Genomic DNA, 20,596 nt, shown 5'->3' with positions numbered 1-20,596 from the left:
ATCAGATCGGCCGGCAGATCCAGTGCAAGTAACGCCCAAGCCCGGCGAAGCCTGGGTGACGACGGTGCGCGAGTTCCATTTCCAGCAAATCCGCCAGTTCGGCGCGGGCCTGGAATTCCACCGGCATGTAATCGTGAAATACCCGTACGCCGCTCTGACTTTCGACCTGCCACATTCCGGCGAGTTGCGTCGCCAATTCCCGTGGGTCGAGAGGCTGTTGCGGGGTCAGGCTCTGCTTTTCGCCGGCCATGACGTTTTTGCGCATTTTCTTGAAATGGCCCTTGAGCAGATTGCGATAAATCAGCGCATCACGGTTGTAGAACGCCAGCGACAGCCAGCCGCCGGGCTTGGTCAACTGGTGCAGCACCGGCAGGATCGCATGGGGTTCGGCGAGCCATTCCAGCACGGCGTGGCAGATCACCAGATCATAGGGTTCGGTGAGCTGACCGGGGAGTGCCTGCCACGGCGCCTGAATGAACGTCGCGCTTTGTCCGGCTTCGGCAAACCGCTGGCGCGCACCTTCGAGCATCGGTTCGGCCGGCTCGGTGAAGGTGACGTCATGGCCGCGCTCGGCCAGCCACAGCGACATGTGCCCCAAGCCCCCGCCGATATCGAGCACCCGCAGCGGACGATCCGGCAAAGCCTCGCTCAGGTCGGCCTGCAACACGGCGAGGCGAATCGCGCCTTTGGCGCCGCCGTAGATTTTTTCGGCGAAGCGCGTGGCCAACTGATCGAAATGACGGTCGCTCATCAGTTGAACCGCCGTTCGCTGTCGGCGAGCTTGGCGCGCACCACTTCATTCATGTCCAGGCCCAGCTCGCTGCACAGCAGCAACAGATACAGGACGATATCGCCGACTTCCTGCCCGGCATGGGCGAGTGTGTCCGCCGGCAACTGGCGCGACTGGTCTTCTGTCAGCCACTGGAAGATTTCCACCAGCTCGGCCATTTCCACGCTGGCGGCCATGGCGAGGTTTTTCGGGCTGTGAAATTGCCGCCAGTCATTGCGGTCGCGAATGGCGTGCAGGCGTTCGGTCAGTTCAACAAGGTTCATCGGGCTCTCCTGAAGACGCATAGCTTCGGGGGGATAGGTGCTTAAGGCAAGCGCAAAACCTGTAGGAGTGAGCCTGCTCGCGATAGGGGGATGTCAGTCGACGATGATGTCGAATGTGACGGCGTCATCGCGAGCAGGCTCACTCCTACAGGACGTGCAAACGCTCTATAGTTGCAGGGAACTCGGCCGCCCTCGGCGTGGCCCAAGGCTCAGCTCTTTCATCAGGGATGCAGACATGCGTGTAGAAAGCTTTTTCGAATGGCTCGGCCAGGCAGTCGGTTCGGTCATCCGCTTCATCGTCGATGGCCTCAGCGGTCTGTTCAACATGCTCAGCAACGCTGGCGGCAATTTTGTCGATGGCCTGGCGCAGACGCTGGGGATGGACACCTCGATCATCAGCATCATCGCGCTGATCGTTGGCCTGATGCTGTTGTGGTCGGCGATTCGGGCGTTCATGAACGCGTCGATCATTGCCGGGATCATCTGGTTGCTGCTCGGGTTGTGGTTGTTGAGCTGGATCATCCATTAACCCACCGCCCCCTGTAGGAGTGAGCCTGCTCGCGATCGCGGTATGTCATTCGAAGCTTGTGTGACTGAACGGGCGCTATCGCGAGCAGGCTCACTCCTACAGTAAATTGCGTTAATCGCTACAATCCCCGCTCCCCCAAGGAGCCTGCATGTCCTCTCTGATTACCGACTGGCGCGACCGCCCGACTCACCGCAAGGTCTGGGCGCTCGCCGCGCCGATGATCCTCTCCAATATTTCCGTGCCGCTGGTGGCGCTGGTCGACAGCACTGTCATTGGCCATCTGCCGCATGCCCATCAGTTGGGCGCGGTGGCGGTCGGCGCCAGTCTGTACACGTTTCTGGCCTGGGCGATGGGTTTTCTGCGCATGGGCACCACCGGTTTTGCCGCACAGGCTGCCGGGCGCAGCGATGGCGCGGCGTTGCGGCAGATTCTATTGCAGGGTCTGTTGCTGGCGATGGGGCTGGCGATCGTGCTCGGCTGTCTTGGTGTGCCGCTCAGCGGCGTTGCGCTGCACTTCATGCAGCCATCGACGGAACTGGAGCTACTGACCCGGGAGTTTTTCCACACGCGCCTGTTCGGCCTGCCCGCAGCGCTGGCAACCTACGCGCTGGTCGGCTGGTTCCTCGGCACGCAGAACGCGCGGGCGCCGCTGGCGATTCTGCTGAGCACCAACCTGATCAACATCGTGCTCAACCTGTGGTTTGTGATTGGCCTGGACTGGGGCGTGGTCGGCTCTGCCCGCGCTTCGGTGATCGCCGAATGGAGCGGCGCCCTCCTCGGCCTGTGGCTGACGCGCACGGCGTTGCGCGCCTATCCGGGGCAGATCATCTGGTCGGCGCTGAAAGTCTGGCAGAGCTGGCGCCCGCTGCTGGCGGTCAACCGTGACATCTTCATCCGCAGCCTCGCCCTGCAATCGGTGTTTTTCCTGATCACCGTGCAAGGCGCGCGGCTCGGCGATGCAACGGTGGCCGCCAATGCGCTGTTGCTCAACGGCCTGCTGCTGACGGCCCATGCACTGGACGGTCTGGCCCACGCCGTCGAAGCCTTGTGCGGCCATGCCATCGGCGCGCGGGATCGACTGGCACTGCGCCGTTCGCTGGTGGTGGCCGGCGGCTGGTCACTGATCGCCAGCCTCGGCTTCGCCGCGCTGTTTCTGCTCGCCGGACACCTGTTCATCGAAATGCAGACCGATATCCAGAGCGTGCGCGACACTGCTTTCGTCTACCTGCCCTACCTCGCCGTGCTGCCGTTGATAGCGGTCTGGAGTTACCTGCTCGACGGGCTGTTCATCGGCGCCACCCGCGCCCGGGAAATGCGCAACGGCATGCTGTTGACGGTGCTGCTGTTGCTGCCCTTCGCCTGGTTCTTGCAGGAGCTGGGCAATCACGGCCTGTGGATATCTTTCCTGCTGTTCATGGTCCTGCGCAGCGTGACCCTTGGCGCGCAAGCCCTGTGGCTGAAACGCAGCGATGGCTGGTTCAGCGGCAAGGCTCACTGAGGAAAACAGTCAGCCCGCCGCGCCCCACTGACGACGCAGATGATCGAGCCGCTCCTGCTGCGTCAGCCCCGCCGGCGGCGCAACCAGCGCGGCGCGTGGATGCAGCAGACGCAACCACAGCCAGCCGTCGAGCACGGCACGATCGCTGAAACCCAGCGCCAGACCTTGTTGCACATGCACAGAGATCGTCTGGTAATCGGCGCTCAGGGACTGGCACCAGCGCCAGATATGCTGCTCCAGCAGGCAGGTTTGCAGGCGTTCACGCTGGCGCCGGGTCAGACTTTCCTCGATGCCCAACGGTTCGACGAGCAGACCGGGATTACGCAATTGCTGCCAGCCCTGACTGCCGATGGCGCGGTCGGCCCACGTACCGCCAAACCAGCGCAGGTAGCGGATCGGCCCGAGCCAGCGACTCAGTTGCGCGGCGTCGCAGGCGTCGAAGAAATAGCTCGCGGTCTGACGGTTGTAATAGCTGAGCAAGGCCCGATGATTCAGACCGAACGAAACCGTGAGCATGCGCTGCAAATGGCTCAGCAACTGTTGCGCGGGTATTTCGCAGCTCAGCAGCAGGCCGCGCCAAGTGTCTGGATCGTGCAGACATAACGCCGTCAATCCCGGGCTGTTGCGCAAATCGACGAGGACCGGGCCATGCTCACTGACCGGTTGAAACTCAGTGCCGTCAAACAATCGGTGACGTTGCACATCGGCAAACCCCTGGCGCAAAGTTCGCAGGGCACGTGACGCGTCCGGAGTATCGAGCAACAGCCAGTGCGCCACAGGCTCAAGCGCCGCGCCGCTCATCTTGCGCTGCTCTGGTCGAGCGCAGTGAGCAACCGGCAACTGCATACGGATTCAGCGCAATGGTTGAAACTCCCCCCACCCGGCAGCAGACACAGCAGCAGCAACGGTTCGCCGGACTGTAGCAATTGCTGCAATCCATCACTGACCAGCAGTTCCGGCAGCGGTGACGGGGCATCGTCCTCAACCGCATCCTCTGGCAGCACCAAGGGCTTAAGAACGCCAGTGACCATCGGCTGATCGGGATCGCCTTCAAGAAAACTCACCACCACCTCCACGCCATCGGCCAACGCTGCCGAAGGCAAATCGCTCAGGGTTGGTGCGAGGGGCAGCCAGCAATGGCTCGGCGCTGCGCCCTCGCCCTGATAGAGCCAGTCGAATTGCACCGCGACGGGCCGCGAGCGATCAGGTTGCGCTTCTTCGACCGAGACTACCCAGGCGCGCTGCAGGCTGTGCATGCGTTGTTTGGGAGGCATCGCGGCGGCCGCAGAGACTGGCACCCGCGCGGCCGCGAACAGGCGATTGCTGTAGGCCGGTTCGAGAGACTGGTCGGCGCGGTGCTCGATACGGGTCAGCAACCAGGGGCGATTGCATTCGATGAAAGGATGGTCGTCCAGCGGCAGCCACTGACCGCTGCGCAGGGCGGGCAAATCGCTGTGTCCTTCGGCATAGGGTCCTCGCTGGTTGGCCTGGGAATCGTCTTGCAGTTGCCATTGGCGGACGGCTGGCGCAACGCCCCGGTGGTCATACTCAGCCTGATAGTGCGCGACATCGGCCTGCGGCAACCGCGTCGGATCGTCGCCGAACACCAGGCAATGCCGGTCGCGGTGATGCTCGAAGTGATAGTGAATGCGGGCCTGTGCGCACAAGCGCTGGAGCAGTTGCAGATCGGATTCGCGGTACTGGGTGCAGAAGGTGCGGGCCGGGTAGTCGCTGTGCAGGTCGAAACGCCGTTGCAGGCCGACGATGCCATGTTCGCGCAGCACCTGTTCGATGATCTGCGGCACAGAACGGCCGCTGAAAATGCGCTGGCTCAAGCGCAGGTCGAGGCAATCGAGCCTCGGCCCCAGGCGCACTCGGCTCAAGCGCAGACCATGGCTGTGCTCATGCTGGACAAGGCTGTGCAACTGTCCGTGCACGCCTTGGCCGGGCGGGCCGAAACACAGGTAGGCCGAACGGTGCAGCAGGCCGGCGAGATCCAGATGCGGATCGTCGATTACCACATCGATCTCGAAGGCGAAGGGTTCGCTGAGCGCTTCCCTTCCGGTAAAGGCGAGAACTTCGAAGGGGTCGGACAGGCCCGCTACATCGAGACGAAACGACGGCTCGTTGACTGGATCGAACATGGGCGGATCTCTACAGGAGGGGCGGCCGGGGATTCTCGCCGAGAGGCATGGCCGAGTAGAGAGGCGAAGTACAACTTAGGAAATGACCTACGCGAAAAGCAGACCAGAAGAGTTTGCTGACCTTGGTAGCACAGGTTTTCCTGAAAAAATCAGGAGATGTCCCACCGGGTTATCCGAATTTTCCACAGCTTGCGGAAAAAAATCGGACAACCCGGCCGGAACGCTATCGGGTCTCAGGAAGACAGATAGGACGAGCGGGTCAGGCCCAGACGCAGAGCATCGAGGAACTGCGTGCGCTCGCTGGCGCTGATGCGGGCACTGGCGCACTTGTCGCGGTAGTGAGTCATCAGTTCTTCCGGCGACAAGTGCACATAACGCAGCATGTCTTCGATGGTGTCGTGGGTCTCGATGCCCGCGTGATACACGCTGCCATCGGCGTTCTGGTAGATGTTCACCGAGTCGGTGTCACCGAACAGATTGTGCATGTCGCCGAGGATTTCCTGGTAGGCGCCGACCAGGAACACACCCAGCAGGTAATCTTCGCCTTCATTCAGCGCATGCACCGGCAGGCTGGTTTCAATGCTCTGCTCGTCGACGTACTGGTTGATCTTGCCGTCGGAGTCGCAGGTCAGATCCTGCAGCACCGCCCGGCGCAGCGGCTCTTCGTCGAGACGGTGCAGCGGGATGATCGGCAACACCTGATCAATCGCCCAGGTGTCCGGCAGGCTCTGGAATACCGAGAAGTTGCAGATGTACTTGTCGGCCAGCTTGTCGTTGAGTTCGTCGAGCACCTGACGGTGCGAACGCTGACGCGCCTTCAGCGAGTTGTGCAGGCGCCGGCAAACAGCGAAGTAGCATTGTTCCGCCAGGGCCTTTTCCGCCAGGGTCAGCTTGCCATCGGCGTACTGCGCGGCCACGTCGCTCATGTAGTGCGTAGCGCGCCAGTAGGTTTCGGTGACCATTTCGATGTCGGTCGGGCCGAGCAGGTCCACCAGCCACTGCACGGTTTCCGGCAGGCTTTCCTTGTTTTCGATCAGCGGGATTTCGTCGTTGTGTTTCTCGACGTCGGTCACCTGCACCACCAGCATTGCGTGGTGTGCAGTCAGCGAACGGCCGCTTTCCGAGAAGATGTGCGGATGCGGCAGGCTCTGCGCGTCGCAGAATTCCTTGAGCATGCCGACCACGACGCCGGCGTAATCGTCCATGTCGTAGTTGATCGAACTGGCGTTGCGCGAGTGGGTGCCGTCGTAGTCGACACCAAGGCCACCGCCGACGTCGATGTGATCGACCGGCAGACCGAGGTTGCGCAGTTCGCCGTAGTAACGAATCGCTTCCTTGAAGCCGTGCTGGTAGTCAGCGAGGTTGGCGATCTGCGAGCCCATGTGGAAGTGCAGCAGGCGAATGCCCTGATCCAGACCGGCGCCACGGAAGCGCTCGACCACCGACAGCAACTGCGCCGCCGACAGACCGAATTTGGATTTCTCGCCACCGGTGTCCGCCCATTTCGACGAGGCCAGCGACGACAGGCGCACGCGCAGACCCACCTGCGGCTTGACCTTCAGCGAGGCAGCTTCTTCGATCACCAGACCGACTTCGGATTCTTTTTCGATGACGATGAACACGTTGTGGCCGAGCTTCTGGCCCATCAGCGCCAGACGGATGAACTCGCGGTCCTTGTAACCGTTGCAGACGATCGTGCCGCCCTTCGGCGCCAGCGCCAGCACGGCCAGCAGCTCAGGCTTGGAGCCGGCTTCCAGACCGATGGAGACGTTCTGGGTGGCGATGATGTTCTCGATCACCGCTTCTTGCTGGTTGACCTTGATCGGGTATAGCGCGGTGTACTTGCTCTGATATTCCAGGCGTTCGATGTTCGAATCGAAGGCCCCGGTCAATTGACGGACACGGTCTTGCAGGATGTCGGGGAAACGTACCAGCAACGGCAAGGACAAACCGCTCTTGCGCAGTTGGTCGACTTGTTCGAACAGATCGATGGGCGAGCTGCTCGGGCCGTTCGGACGTACTTCGACGCGACCGGCTTCATTGATCGCGAAATACCCGGCCCCCCAATGGCGAATCCCGTAAACGCTGCGGCTGTCCGCAACTGTCCATTGGCTGCCATCGTCTTTACGTGTGCGTCGTACGGACATCGAAGTCCCCTATAAAGAAGTCAGAGTGCGTCGCCTGAAGTGCAGGCCGGCGCAGTCTAAAGAATGAAAATGACGGTTCGTCAGTGCGGCGGTAGACCGCACTGACTGCGTGGAGTTTAGAAACCGGTCATGAACAGGCTCTGTGAAAACCATGGCGACGACGCCGGAGTCGAGAACACTCGAAGCCGGATCAAGCCGCCGGAGGGTTTCACAGAGGCTGCTAGCCGCCGGATTTCTTCGCTTTGAAACCGTGCTTGATCAGCTCTGCCAAGAGTAGCTCGACGTGATCGCCCTGGATTTCGATGATGCCGTCCTTCAACGCCCCGCCGGTGCCACAACGTTTTTTCAACGTCGTCGCCAGCTCCTTGAGCGCGTCTTCGGCCAGGGGCACGCCGGTGATGGTGGTCACCGTTTTGCCGCCACGTCCTTTGCTTTCGCGACGCACGCGGGCAATGCCGTCACCGGCCCGGATCACGGTTTGTTTGCAGATACAGGCGTCCACCGGCTTGCTGCATTCCGGGCAATGACGACCTGCGTCGGTGGAAAATACCAGGCCGCCCAGGGCGGCGAAGGATGCGGCTTTCTTGGCCACCGGCAATCCTCTCGTGAGGACAAAGACTGATCGCAACCTTGGGCAAGGTCAGCGACCGCGAAGCCCCACTCAGGCAGGGGCAGCGCTACTGCATCGGAAAACTATGAACGCTGGGCTGAATATCTGCAGGCCAACCTCAAGCCATCCGGTGCAGCTTGAAAAGGTCGCGCAGTGTAACGACAAAAATCGCGATTGCTAAGTGCCAATCGGCACCAATTCATGTGTTCTTTGCGACGTGGCTCTGCTGCGCCTTGAGATAGCGCTTCAATGCGGCCAGAGAGTCCGGGCAATAAGGCTTTTCGCTGATTTCCCGCATGACCTGTTCGACTGGAATGAATCGCGCTTCGAGGACTTCCTCCGGCTGCAGTTTCAGCGGCCCGTCCCATACAGCGGAAAACGCCGAACACCACAGTCGGTTGCCGGTGTCTTCGAAGTAGAAGTGATCGTGAGCGGTCAGCTCGACGCCGCTGACGCCCAGCTCTTCCTCCAGCTCGCGCGCCGCCGACTCGGCGTAGCTTTCATCGGCCTGGACCATGCCGCCGGCGGCAACATCCCAGTAGCCGGGATAAATCGCCTTGCTCAATGTGCGCCGGTGCACGCACAACTCACCGGCGGAATTGAACAGCATGATGTAGGTGCCACGACCGATCAGCCCGCGTTCGCGCAAATCGGAACGCACCAGGGCGCCGAGCAGGTTGTCCTGCTCGTCGACCCAGGCAATCTGTTCAGCATCCGAGGCAGCGCGATGGGCCGCCTCTCCGGGGGTCTGGCTCACGTATCAGCCCTGATTGAGCAGTTGACGCAGATCGATCACCGCGGCGTTGGCCCGGGAAATGTAGTTGGCCATGACCAGCGAGTGGTTGGCCAGAACGCCGAAACCGCTGCCGTTAAGGATCATCGGGCTCCACACCGGCTCTTGCGAAGCCTCCAGTTCCCGAATGATCTGGCGCACGCTGACGGTGGCGTTCTTCTTCGCCAGCACATCAGCGAAGTCGACTTCGATGGCACGCAGCAGATGCGACAGCGCCCAGGCCTGACCCCGTGCTTCGTAGAACACGTTGTCGATCTGCATCCATGGGGTTTCCACGACTTCTTCGTCAACCTGCGGCACTTCGCCGACCGCCGGGACTTCGGTTTTCAGCGCAGTGTTGAGCTTGACCCGGCCAACACTGGCCGACAGGCGTTGCGACAGCGAACCGAGACGGGTGCCGACGTCGCCCAGCCAGTTGTTGAGGTTGTCGGCGCGGGCATAGAACAGCGCGTTTTTCTGATTCGGATCGGACAGGCGCGCCTGATAACGGCTCAGGGAGTTGATGCCTTCCTGATATTCCGACTCACTGGACGGCAGCACCCAGCTCTTGTTGTCGAAGTTGAAACGCGGTTCGGCCTTGGCCAGATCGGCGTCTTCGGCCGACTGCGATTGCGAACGGGCGAAGTCTTTGCGCAGGGCACGGGTCAGGTCACGCACCTGCACCAGCACGCCGTATTCCCAGCTCGGCGTGTTGTCCATCCACAGACCCGGCGGGAAACGATCGTTGGAAATGTAACCGCCCGGCTTGTTGAGCAAGGTACCGGCAACGGTTTTCAGGGTTTCGACGGTGGTGTAGCCGACCACCATTTGCTTGCCTTCTTTCTCGGCAGCGACCTGGGCATTTTGCGCCACTGGAAACAGCTCCGGTTCCTGGCTCCAGTACCAGCCCAGCGCGATGGTCACCAGCAAGTAGAGACCAATCACTGTGGCCAGCGCCCGGCTGAAAAATAGCCCGCCGACATAACTGCGGGTGGCCGACTTGGGCTCGGCGGCACGTTCAGGCGCGCTGCCCGCGCGGTTTTTCCAGTCCAGCATGGCGATATCCTTTCAATCACTTGGGTTCAACGGTTCGACCACAACCATACAACAACGTGCCTTGGCCTAGCACCTGCCGCTAACGATAAGCCGCAAATCGTAGGGGCCGATGACGCTTCGCGACACGCTAGGGGATTCCCTGATACTGGCAATGCCTGCGATGCAGCGAACCCTGACCTGAGCGTGGTCCGCGCAACGATGGAGAATTCCCGACTGTTCTGCCCTTCCTTGCAAGTCGAACGTGCGGATTCCGGGCGTCGGACTGACCCGCAAGTGCGTGAGAAAACCACCCGGTCAGAAACTGAATCGTGTCGTCCAGCAGATTATTGACGTACGACACTCGTCTAAGGGAAAAGAGGTGCTAGCATAGAGCCACCAGTCGATCTCAGCATGCACCCTAACTAGTAGTCAGGATATGACCGAGCCAGAAGACCCCAGCCGTGAGCGTCTCAAGCACCACTTTGCCCAGCGGGTAATTCATCAGGCACGTCAGATTCTTGAGATATGGCAGCGCCTGCAACGTAGTGAGTGGTCCACCGCCGACCTCGCCGAACTGAGCGAGGCGAATCTGCGTCTGCTGCGTTTTGCCGAGCGTTTCGAACAGCCGGAACACACGCAGTTGGCGCATCACATCGGCCAGTCGCTGCAGGCGGTGGACGCCAACCGTGGCCGTCTCAGCAGCGGCCTGATCACCGATCTCAATCGCTTGATGCAGCGCCTGTCGCGCACCGGCCTGCGCCACGGCGACCAACTCGACCAGACCTTTCTGCCGCCGCTGCGCAAGCCGATCTATGTGATGTTGCAGGATCACGACCGCGCCGAACGGCTGGCCAAGCAACTGGAGTTCTTCGGTTTGAGCGCGCAGGCGCTGGACAGTGTGGCGGCGTTTCGCTCCTCGATGGTCGAGCGCTTGCCCGCGGCGATTGTCATGGACGTGGATTTCAGCGGCCCCGGCATCGGCCTGAAACTCGCCGCCGAAGCGCAGGTCGGCCTCGAAGAACCGCTGCCGTTGCTGTTTTTCAGCCTGCACGAAACCGATACCCCGACCCGTCTCGCCGCCGTGCGCGCTGGTGGTCAGGAATTTCTCACCGGCACCCTCGAAGCCTCGAGCCTGCTGGAAAAAATCGAAGTGCTGACCTGCGTCGCCCAGTACGAGCCCTATAAAGTGCTGATCATCGACGACTCGCGCGCGCAGGCCTTGCACACCGAGCGCCTGCTCAACAGCGCCGGGATTGTCACCCGCACGTTGATCGAACCGATTCAGGCGATGGCTGAACTGGCGGATTTCCAGCCGGACCTGATCATTCTCGACATGTACATGCCGGCCTGCACCGGCACCGAACTGGCCAAAGTGATCCGCCACAACGACCGCTACGTCAGCGTGCCGATCATTTACCTGTCGGCCGAGGACGATCTGGACAAGCAGCTCGACGCCATGAGCGAGGGCGGCGATGACTTTTTGACCAAGCCGATCAAGCCACGGCACCTGATCACCACGGTGCGCAACCGCGCCGCCCGCGCGCGCAATCTAAAGGCGCGCATGGTCCGCGACAGCCTCACCGGCCTGTACAACCACACGCACATCCTGCAGTTGCTCGAAGACTGCTCGTTCCGCGCCCGCCGCGAGAACAAGCCGCTGAGCTTCGCCATGCTCGACATTGATCACTTCAAACGGGTCAACGACAGCCACGGCCACCCGATGGGCGACCGTGTGATCAAGAGCCTGGCGTTGTTCCTCAAGCAGCGTTTGCGCAAGACCGATTTCATCGGCCGTTACGGTGGCGAAGAATTCGCCATCGTCATGCCCGACACCGATATCGACGCGGCGCACAAAGTCCTCGACGAGATTCGTCAGCGCTTTGCCGAGATTCATTACCCGGCGCAGCCGCAGGATCTCTGGTGCACGTTCAGCGCCGGCGTGGTGGAAATGTGCGATGACTCCGACAGCCTGATGATGGCCAGCCAGGCCGACGAGGCGCTGTATCGCGCCAAGGGTGCCGGACGCAATCGGGTGCAGACCGCCAGGCAATCGAAGCAAAGTGCCACTTTTTCATCGGAATCCACCGATTCGGTCATAACCCTGTAATAGAACCGCAATAAATTCAGGCGCTTACCATTTCTGCCGTTGGTAGCCGTCATGCGCCTGAAGTTGCTCACCAATCTCAACACTCTGCTGCTGATCGCCGTCTGCGTGGCCCTTGGCGCCACGCTGTGGTGGTCGCAAAAAGCTCTCGAACGGCCCTATCTTTTGATGGAGCGTTACCTGGGGTTGTCGCAACAATTTCAGAATGAAGTGGCGCGCAACGTCGAGGACTACCTCGCCAGCGGCGACGCGCTGCGCCTGAGCAGCGCTGCCCAGGCCATCGACAGCGTGCAGAAACAACTGAGTGAACTGCCCCCGGCGCTGGCCGACGCCGTGCGGCCAAGTCTGTCGAGCCTCGACGAATTCAGCAAAACCGACCTGCTCGCCGCCGGCAAACTGGCCGGCGATCCGCAAGCCTTGCTGTTGCAGGCCGAACGCGAACTCAGCGCAGGCCTCGACCAGCTCAATACCTACGCCAATGGCAACGCGACCTATCTCGCACCACTGCTCGCCGCGTCGCAGCACTTGGGCAAACTGTCGCTGGCGCGGGACAAACTGGTGAGCAGCGGGCGCAGTGAGCTCGCCGCCGATGTCGAGCGCGAAGTGAGCAACATGCGCGCTCAGGCCCAGGCCATCGATGCCCTGCCCTTGCTCGGAGTGGTCACCCGCACTGAATCGAACAGTGACGATTTCGCCGCGCTGATGGGCATCGAGAACACTGATAAAGCCACCGCCGAGGATGCCGGTGTCGGCCTTAAACGCGAACTGAACAGCTTGCTCGGCCGCTATCCGGCGGAACTGGCGCGCACTCGCGAGCAGATTCAGAAACGCGCTGATCTCAGCGCCGCCACCCACGAAAAAATCGCCAGCGTGCAACATGCCATCGCCGGTCTCGAACCGGTGGTGCGCGCGCAACACGGGCAGATCCAGGGCGAAGTGCGGCTGATGCAAGGCGTAATGATCGGCCTGATTCTGCTGATCGCCCTGCTCATCGACACCTTGCAGCGGCGCCTGGCCCGCACTCTGACCAACCTCGCCCCGGCGCTGTCGACCTGGGCCGAAGGCGATTTCAGTCGCGACATCCAACTGGGCAAGACCAACCGCGAACTGCACGACATCGGAGCCTCGCTCAATCGCTTGCGCGCCTACCTGGTGGATCTGGTCGGCACGATTCGCGGCAATGCCGAGCAAGTCGCGGGCAGCAGCCGCACCCTCGCCGAACTGAGCAATGACCTGCACAGCGGCGCCGAGCATCAGGCCGGTGATACCGCGCTGATCCGCGATTCGCTGGGCGAACTGGAGGCGACCATTCAGCAAGTGGCCGGCGACGCCCGCCAGGCTGCCGATGCCAGCCGTCATGCCGGTCTGGCTGTCGAGCATGGCCAGGCTGTGATCGGCCAGAGCCTGACCGGACTGCATGCTTTGGTCGGTGAAGTTCAGGGCAATGCGCAGATGATCGAGCACCTCGCCGAGGAGTCGGCAACTATTGGCGGCGTGCTGACGGTGATTCGCTCGATTGCTGACCAGACCAATCTGCTCGCCCTGAACGCCGCGATCGAAGCCGCTCGCGCCGGCGAGATGGGCCGTGGTTTCGCCGTGGTTGCCGAAGAAGTGCGCTCGCTGGCGCAGCGTACTGCCGGAGCGACGGCGGAAATCCAGACGCTGATCGCCGGCCTGCAGACCGCCGCCCGACAATCGGTTGAGGGTATGCGCGCCCAGGTCGAGCACGCCGAAGCCACGGCCAGTCAGGCGCAGGCGGCGGACGGTGCGCTGGATAAAATCGTCGGCGCGATTCAGACCATCGCCGACACGGCTGTGCGCATTGCCGATGTCACCGCACAACAAAGCGGCGCGGTGAGCGAGATCCGCGATCACAGCGAGCGCATTCATCAACTGGGTGGGGATAACCTGCTGCGCATCGGCCAGGGGCGCGAACAGGGCGAGAATCTGCTGGTGCTGGGTGGGCGATTGCATACGGCCGTTCAAGCCTTCCGCGTTTGATAAACCGCTATCGCGAGCAGGCTCACTCCTACAGGGGATACGCATTCCAAATGTAGGAGTGAGCCTGCTCGCGATAGCGTCAAACCAGACACCGCCGATCCCGCAGAATGACCGGATGTGAACTCATGGTCACAAATTTCGCGCAAACATCGCCCATCGTGCCGGCTATTGCATGGAACTGGACAGTCACAAAGGCTTTGCGGCATAGTCGCCGGGTTCTGACGACTGCTCATTGATAACAAGGACAACGCAGATGGCGACGCTACTGGTGCTGCACGGCCCCAACCTGAACCTGCTCGGCACCCGGGAACCGGGGACCTATGGGTCGACGACCCTGGCGCAGATCAATCAGGATCTGGAGCGTCGCGCCCGTGAAGCCGGCCATCATCTGCTGCATCTGCAAAGCAACGCCGAGTACGAATTGATCGATCGCATCCACGCTGCGCGCGATGAAGGCGTGGATTTCATTCTGATCAATCCGGCGGCTTTTACGCACACAAGTGTCGCATTACGTGACGCGCTGCTGGGAGTGAGCATCCCATTCATCGAAGTGCACTTGTCCAACGTGCACAAGCGCGAACCTTTCCGCCATCACTCCTACTTCTCCGATGTAGCGGTAGGAGTGATCTGCGGCCTTGGCGCCAGCGGTTACCGACTGGCCCTGGAGGCCGCACTAGAGCAGCTTGAACACCAAGCTATACGCCCCTGACCGACCCTTGGGAGTTGATGATTCATGGATATCCGTAAAGTTAAGAAACTGATCGAATTGCTGGAAGAGTCCGGCATCGACGAGCTCGAGATCAAGGAAGGCGAAGAGTCCGTACGCATCAGCCGCCATAGCAAGACCCCGGCGCAGCAGTACTACGCGCCAGCCCCGATGCAGGCTCCGGCCGCTGCCCCTGCTGCCGCGCCAGTCGCCGCCGCTGCTCCGGCTGCCGCTGCTGCACCCGCGCTGAACGGCACCGTTGCCCGTTCGCCGATGGTCGGCACCTTCTACCGTAAGTCTTCGCCAACCTCGCCAGCCTTCGTTGAAGTCGGCCAGACCGTGAAGAAAGGCGACACCCTGTGCATCGTCGAAGCCATGAAGATGATGAACCACATCGAAGCTGAAACCAGCGGTGTGATCGAATCCATCCTCGTCGAAGACGGCCAGCCGGTTGAGTACGACCAACCGCTGTTCACCATCGTTTGAACCGCGGAGAGCCTTTGATGACTGCGAAGTTGGAAAAAGTTCTGATCGCTAACCGCGGTGAGATCGCCCTGCGGATTCTGCGTGCCTGCAAAGAGATGGGCATCAAGACCGTCGCCGTTTACTCCAAGGCCGACAAAGAGCTGATGCACCTGGGTCTGGCAGACGAATCCGTCTGCATCGGCCCGGCGTCCGCCGCTCAGTCTTACCTGCACATCCCGGCCATCATCGCTGCCGCTGAAGTGACCGGCGCTACCGCCATTCACCCAGGCTACGGTTTCCTCGCGGAAAACGCCGATTTTGCCGAGCAGGTCGAGAACTCCGGCTTCGCCTTCATCGGCCCGAAAGCCGACACCATCCGCCTGATGGGCGACAAGGTATCGGCCAAGCACGCGATGATCGAAGCAGGCGTACCCACCGTTCCAGGCTCCGACGGCCCACTGCCGGAAGACGAAGAGACGGCGCTGCGCATCGGTCGTGAAGTCGGCTACCCGGTGATCATCAAGGCCGCCGGTGGCGGTGGTGGTCGCGGCATGCGGGTGGTGCACAAGGAAGAAGACCTGATCGCCTCGGCGAAACTGACCCGCTCCGAAGCAGGCGCAGCGTTCGGCAACCCGATGGTCTATCTGGAAAAATTCCTCACCAATCCACGTCACGTCGAAGTGCAGGTCCTGTCCGACGGCCAGGGCCACGCCATCCATCTGGGCGACCGCGACTGCTCGCTGCAGCGTCGTCACCAGAAGGTTCTCGAAGAAGCGCCGGCACCGGGCATCGATGAGAAGGCCCGTCAGGAAGTCCTGGCTCGCTGCGTCAAGGCGTGCATCGACATCGGCTACCGTGGCGCCGGCACCTTCGAGTTCCTCTACGAGAACGGTCGTTTCTACTTCATCGAAATGAACACCCGTGTTCAGGTGGAGCACCCGGTTTCGGAGATGGTCACCGGTATCGACATCGTCAAGGAGATGCTCAGCATCGCCGCTGGCAACAAGCTGTCGTTCACTCAGGATGACGTGGTCATCCGCGGTCACTCGCTGGAGTGCCGGATCAACGCTGAAGATCCGAAGACCTTCATGCCGAGCCCGGGCACCGTCAAGCATTTCCACGCCCCAGGCGGCAACGGCGTCCGCGTCGATTCGCACCTGTACAGCGGTTATGCCGTGCCACCGAACTACGACTCGCTGATCGGCAAGCTGATCACTTACGGCGCAACCCGCGACGAAGCCATGGCACGCATGCGCAATGCCCTGGACGAAATCGTGGTCGACGGGATCAAGACCAACATCCCGCTGCACCGTGATCTGGTTCGTGACGAAGGCTTCTGCAAAGGTGGTGTGAACATTCACTACCTCGAGCACAAGCTGGCCAAGCAGTCGTAAGACTGACCTGGCGTGAAAAAACCCGATCCCTGCGGATCGGGTTTTTTTATGCCTTAAGCCAGCGCATCAGTTCATCGATACCAAGGTAAAAGCCTGCTCCTGAATCATCTCGGGAGTTGCCCGGCGCCCGTTCTGGTCGACCACGGCGCCAGAGGCATCCTCGTGCAACGGCTTTCGCCGAAACCGCTCCATGAATACCTGTGCGCGTCTGGACACCGGATCGCTGGCATGGCTCGCCCGCTGCAAAACCGGCGAATACAGGCGTTCAACCTGACTGGCGGATGTCTTGAACACGGTCGAAACACCGCTATCGAGATTCAACGACACTGCATAGTTATTGCCCAGACAGGAAGAATACGACCAGTAGTCCCACGTCGGCTTCAGCCCCTCTTGACGCAATACTGTCCTGACCGTCCCACCGATGTCGGTCCCGGTCAGCCAGTCACCGCCGACCAGCGTGACCCGAACATCTTTGCTCGAGCCTCCCAGACGCGCCATCGTATCCTTGACCGTGTCTTTGATCAGCGTGCGAATGTTGTGATCGAAATGAATGACAGCCCCGACCTTTGTCGTCGGGTTGTAGATCGAGGCAATCACGCAGGTTTGCGCATTCAGCGAAAACAGGTAATTGTCCCGCGAGCCGGCGACAAACTTCGCCACCAGCGCTTCGCCCTGCAACGCGCCACGGTTAAGCACCGGTTCGACGCGCCCGGGAAACGCATTGCGCAGATTGGTCACATGGCCAAGATTGCGCACCTGATCATCGCCGCCGCGCAACCCGACGCGATCGTGCGTCCATTTGCCGCTCGCGGTCAGTCGTACCGGTTTTTGATAAATGGCTGCGGGCCGCCGGGCATCGACCAGGCTGAGACCATCGAAATGCGGGTTTTCCCTGACCTGGAAATACTTGCCCCTGTTGCGGATGTAATAGGTCGGTTGAGCCTGTGGAGTCATGGGCGGACTGCGCCATGTGCCAAAAAAGACACCTTCTTCAGTGACCTGCTGCAAATCATCCGGTTTTCTGCTGACGGCCTGTCTGGCATGAAAACGCACCTCGCGAACCGCCGGCAGCGTTTCCTTGCGAACAGGAGCCACGCTGCTCAGACGCTCGGTGAGCAATGAGACCGGTCGCATCGTGTGCTTCAGATTGCTGACCGAACGCCCGAGCAGCTTGACCTTACCACCGGCGCCGACCATGGCAAACAGGGCGCCCCACGATGCCTCGAGCCAGTGGCCGAGCGCGCCCTCGACATCGCCTTCCAGATGCGCCGCGACGGCCTGACCGGCGCTGACGGCAATGAACACGACATCCAGCAGCAAGGCAAAGGGTGGAAACACCATGCAAAACGGTGCGGCGCCGAACATCAGGCCTTTGACAACCTGTCTCTCGATCATTTCTGCCCGGCTGGTGGTGATGTCCTCCACATCCGTGACGGTGCGCTCGATGTAGGCGTTGAACTCGCTGCGCGCATCACTCACGCGCTGTGCTTCGTACAGCGTATCGACGCGCTGTTTTCTTGCCGCTATCGCATACAGGGCACGCGAAACAGTGTTGCGCGCAGCAACCGGTGTGCGCGCGAGCAGATAATCATGCAATGCACCGGCGATGTCGCCATGCAGTGACTGATACGGACGCAGCGTCAGATCATCGGGAGCATCCGGCGTGTACAGCCACCAGGACGGTTCGGGATCGAAACAGGTGAAAACGTAGACCCCAAGCACAACGTGGCTGCGCACGGTGAATCTGAAAACACCGTCACTGCTGACCATGCTCGCGCCCAGCAAAGGCTGGCCCGGCGCTGGCAGCTGACTCAACAGCGATACCTGACGGACCAGCGCCGAATAAACCGCGTCGCTTAACCGCGCCTGACTTCTGGCGACGCGCAAATCACGGTCCATTTTCGACAGCAGCACGTTACGGTAGGCGAAGCGACGCGGCTCATAGGCAGCATCGCGAGCGTCGAGATACCTGCTGCGGATCTCGCTGGCATACTTTTCACCCAGCCACGCCCGGCGCAGATACAGCGCCAGATCAGCGCTGCGCACCTGACTCAAATCCTGACCAACGGAGGAGCGCACGCCTTTCTTCGGATGGTCGATACCGGCGTTGTCGTCGTAGCCGTAGATCGCCAGGTCGAGCAGGCTGGCTACCGATTGCTTCCTGCGATCGACGATGCCGGCGCTGTAATCGATCAACACGGTGGCCGGTTCGACCGGTTCCAGTACCTGTTTGCTGCGCATATAAGGCGCGATCTCTGCGGCAACCGTGCGCCTGGCGAAGTCGACAAAGACTTCGAAACCGCCCAGCCACTCATTGAAGACCTGCTGATGGACAACCAGCTCCTGATTCAGGCTGCTGAGGCGTCGGCGCGCATCCGGGGCCTGCGTCGAGGACCAGCGAAGCGAGTTGTCCTCTTCAACCTGCTGCAGGTTTTTCGCCAGGCCCATTTTTACCGCCGCTTCGACGCATTCAGCAAACAGCATGGGCGCACGGCGGATATCACTGCTCATCCCCCACCGGCCAGGGTCGGCAGCCACGGCGACCAGGTACTCACGGGCTTGACGATGGGCAGTGGGGGAAAGCTGCTGCAAAAGGTATTCGCGACCGGACTCGCTCTGCGTCCAGCCCCAGACCTCTCCGGTCAATGCCGCCAGCGAAGGCAGGCGCACCCACTCCTGGCCGTCTGGTTTGTTTGGCGCGTACAGCAGCAGATCAGTTACCGCTGGTGCAGCCTTTTCTCGGTAAAACACCAGAAAGTCCGCACACTGCATGCCATTGGGTAACGCCAGTGCGGCGACGCGCAAGGATTCATCCATGGCCTCCCCGGCCCACAGCGATTCGAGACGATCATGGTCGTCGACCGCCAGATGCCCCGCACAACGCGCAACGAACGCGCTTTGCCTGAGTCGCGTGATAAACCAGTCGATCAAGGCTTTGTGTACATCCTCGCGCTCATACTGTGCGGTGAGGGCGCGCAGGTAGCCGACCGGATAATCCTGGCCGGCCAGCATGTCGGCGATGAATGCCGGTTCCAGCGGCTGATTGCGTCGCGAAGGAGCACTGGTGACTTCCAGGACGGTAGCGAAATCAGTCCCGATCGGCCCCGCCGCGAGCAACTCGCTCAGACTGCGGTTCTGCGTCGGCTCACCGACCGCTGAACGCCATTTCAGGCGGACGTCGATCCGGTCCGGTTCCACCTCCATGTCGAGTTTGAGCCTGATGTAGTCAAGCGCCTGTTGCCGGGCATAGGCGCGCAACGAACCGTAGCCTTCCAGCAGATCATCGAGCGCTGCCCGGGCCTGCGACGTCTGCTCTTGATAACCGCGCAACCTCGCACGCTCCGGTTCGTTCAGCACTCGCAACCAATGTGGCAACTGCGCGTATGACTGCGCTTCGAGCCGCTTCTTTTCCGCGCCCGTTGCCAGCGCGGTCAACCGATAGCGGCGCGCGCCTCGCTCCTGAACCTTTTCGATCTGCCTGCGCAATCGATCCGGCGTCAGTTCCGCGAGACGATCCGGGTGGAACAGCGCGTCGATGTCGTCGACGTAACGCCGCAACTTGCGCAGGACCAACTGATCGAGCGCAGCCTCCTGGCCTTTGGTTTCCCAGTGTGCTCGCAGGTATTTTTTGTATTGCTCAAGGAAATGCACAGAAACGCTATCCACGGTCTGGATGACCGCTTGGCGATGGCCGGGCGGCAATCCCCGATCAGCAGCGCCCGGCCAGCGGTACGGAGCGTCACGGATCGCCAGGTACATCAGCGGTTTGCCGTCGATGATTTTTTGCAGGATCGCATCCAGCACAGCCAGCACGAACCCCGGGTCGATATTGCCGTGCGGGTAATGACCGCGCAGCTCGGTCAAGGCGAAATCTTCCATGGCCTCCAACAAGGTCAGCTGACTGCTCAGGCGCTTGTCGATGATCACCTGCCAACGCGTGATCCGCAGGAGAATCTCCTGGGCCGTTCCTGTGGGCGCAGCGGCTTCCGGTGGTTTTTCTTCTACAATCGCTTGTTCACCCGCCATATCGTCCAGCCCGTTCTTGCGTAGAAATGAGCTTTCACTCTATTTGTCGGCAACCGCACTCAGGCGATACATATGTATATCGCGCTGGCGAATGTGTAACAGCCAAGCGGCG

At 61.2% G+C, this 20,596-nt stretch carries 16 protein-coding genes; 7 read left to right on the top strand and 9 right to left on the bottom strand.

All coding sequences use genetic code 11. The features are described from left to right. Nucleotide 1: 1 nt before the first annotated feature. Nucleotides 2–751 (bottom strand): methyltransferase, encoded by a 750-nt coding sequence (locus LIS66_RS03120; RefSeq protein WP_042608894.1) that lies wholly within the window; start codon nt 749–751, stop codon nt 2–4. After that, entirely contained in the window at nt 751–1,053 is a 303-nt protein-coding gene (locus tag LIS66_RS03115) for a MazG-like family protein (protein WP_227973605.1), read from the bottom strand. The genes LIS66_RS03120 and LIS66_RS03115 overlap by 1 nt, the downstream gene beginning before the upstream one ends. A 235-nt stretch (nt 1,054–1,288) precedes the next feature. Here LIS66_RS03115 and LIS66_RS03110 point away from each other — a divergent pair, with 235 nt between their 5' ends. After that, the gene (locus LIS66_RS03110) at nt 1,289–1,582 is read left to right on the top strand and encodes a hypothetical protein (protein ID WP_227973604.1); all 294 of its coding nucleotides are present in this window, start codon (nt 1,289–1,291) and stop codon (nt 1,580–1,582) included. Between the two features lie 148 nt (nt 1,583–1,730). After that, nucleotides 1,731–3,080, top strand: a complete 1,350-nt coding sequence (locus tag LIS66_RS03105; RefSeq protein ID WP_227973603.1) for an MATE family efflux transporter — start codon at nt 1,731–1,733, stop codon at nt 3,078–3,080. A 9-nt stretch (nt 3,081–3,089) separates the two neighbouring features. On the opposite strand, the gene LIS66_RS03100 is transcribed toward LIS66_RS03105, so the two are convergent. The 6 genes from LIS66_RS03100 to LIS66_RS03075 all read right to left on the bottom strand — a co-directional run bounded on the left by LIS66_RS03100 (nt 3,090) and on the right by LIS66_RS03075 (nt 9,809). Further along, nucleotides 3,090–3,881 (bottom strand): DUF4123 domain-containing protein, encoded by a 792-nt coding sequence (locus tag LIS66_RS03100; RefSeq protein WP_064362978.1) that lies wholly within the window; start codon nt 3,879–3,881, stop codon nt 3,090–3,092. Next, nucleotides 3,878–5,224, bottom strand: a complete 1,347-nt coding sequence (locus LIS66_RS03095) for a type VI secretion system Vgr family protein (protein ID WP_227973602.1) — start codon at nt 5,222–5,224, stop codon at nt 3,878–3,880. The genes LIS66_RS03100 and LIS66_RS03095 overlap by 4 nt, the downstream gene beginning before the upstream one ends. A gap of 233 nt (nt 5,225–5,457) precedes the next feature. Next, on the bottom strand, nt 5,458–7,371 hold the full coding sequence (gene speA / locus LIS66_RS03090; protein ID WP_016771856.1) for an arginine decarboxylase: 1,914 nt from the start codon (nt 7,369–7,371) through the stop codon (nt 5,458–5,460). A gap of 220 nt (nt 7,372–7,591) precedes the next feature. Further along, nucleotides 7,592–7,963, bottom strand: coding sequence for a translation initiation factor Sui1 (locus tag LIS66_RS03085; protein WP_227973601.1), 372 nt, complete (start codon nt 7,961–7,963; stop codon nt 7,592–7,594). Between the two features lie 217 nt (nt 7,964–8,180). Further along, nucleotides 8,181–8,738, bottom strand: a complete 558-nt coding sequence (locus tag LIS66_RS03080; RefSeq protein WP_227973600.1) for an NUDIX hydrolase — start codon at nt 8,736–8,738, stop codon at nt 8,181–8,183. Nucleotides 8,739–8,741: 3 nt separating this feature from the next. Beyond that, complete coding sequence (locus LIS66_RS03075) at nt 8,742–9,809, bottom strand: DUF2333 family protein (RefSeq protein ID WP_064362981.1); 1,068 nt, start codon at nt 9,807–9,809, stop codon at nt 8,742–8,744. Between the two features lie 415 nt (nt 9,810–10,224). On the opposite strand from LIS66_RS03075, the gene gcbA reads away from it, so the two are divergent. The 5 genes from gcbA (at nt 10,225) to accC (ending at nt 16,458) form a co-directional block, all read left to right on the top strand. After that, nucleotides 10,225–11,895, top strand: a complete 1,671-nt coding sequence (gene gcbA, locus LIS66_RS03070; RefSeq protein WP_227973599.1) for a diguanylate cyclase GcbA — start codon at nt 10,225–10,227, stop codon at nt 11,893–11,895. A 51-nt stretch (nt 11,896–11,946) separates the two neighbouring features. Further along, nucleotides 11,947–13,893, top strand: a complete 1,947-nt coding sequence (locus LIS66_RS03065; RefSeq protein WP_227973598.1) for a methyl-accepting chemotaxis protein — start codon at nt 11,947–11,949, stop codon at nt 13,891–13,893. 253 nt (nt 13,894–14,146) lie between these two features. Continuing rightward, complete coding sequence (gene aroQ, locus LIS66_RS03060; protein ID WP_042608903.1) at nt 14,147–14,602, top strand: type II 3-dehydroquinate dehydratase; 456 nt, start codon at nt 14,147–14,149, stop codon at nt 14,600–14,602. 24 nt (nt 14,603–14,626) lie between these two features. Beyond that, nucleotides 14,627–15,085 (top strand): acetyl-CoA carboxylase biotin carboxyl carrier protein, encoded by a 459-nt coding sequence (gene accB / locus LIS66_RS03055; protein ID WP_016771862.1) that lies wholly within the window; start codon nt 14,627–14,629, stop codon nt 15,083–15,085. 17 nt (nt 15,086–15,102) lie between these two features. After that, nucleotides 15,103–16,458 (top strand): acetyl-CoA carboxylase biotin carboxylase subunit, encoded by a 1,356-nt coding sequence (accC, locus tag LIS66_RS03050; protein WP_024011424.1) that lies wholly within the window; start codon nt 15,103–15,105, stop codon nt 16,456–16,458. Between the two features lie 66 nt (nt 16,459–16,524). Here the strand turns inward: accC and LIS66_RS03045 are convergent, their stop codons facing one another. Further along, a complete protein-coding gene (locus tag LIS66_RS03045; RefSeq protein ID WP_227973597.1) occupies nt 16,525–20,484 on the bottom strand; it encodes a type III effector 1 in 3,960 nt (1,319 codons plus the stop codon). Between the last annotated feature and the right edge of the window lie 112 nt (nt 20,485–20,596).

Source organism: Pseudomonas sp. HN2, assembly GCF_020736465.1.
Classification (GTDB): Bacteria; Pseudomonadota; Gammaproteobacteria; order Pseudomonadales; family Pseudomonadaceae; genus Aquipseudomonas; species Aquipseudomonas moraviensis_A.
The sequence above is the reverse complement of the archived record's forward strand: the minus strand, read 5'-3'. Positions and strand labels throughout refer to the sequence as shown.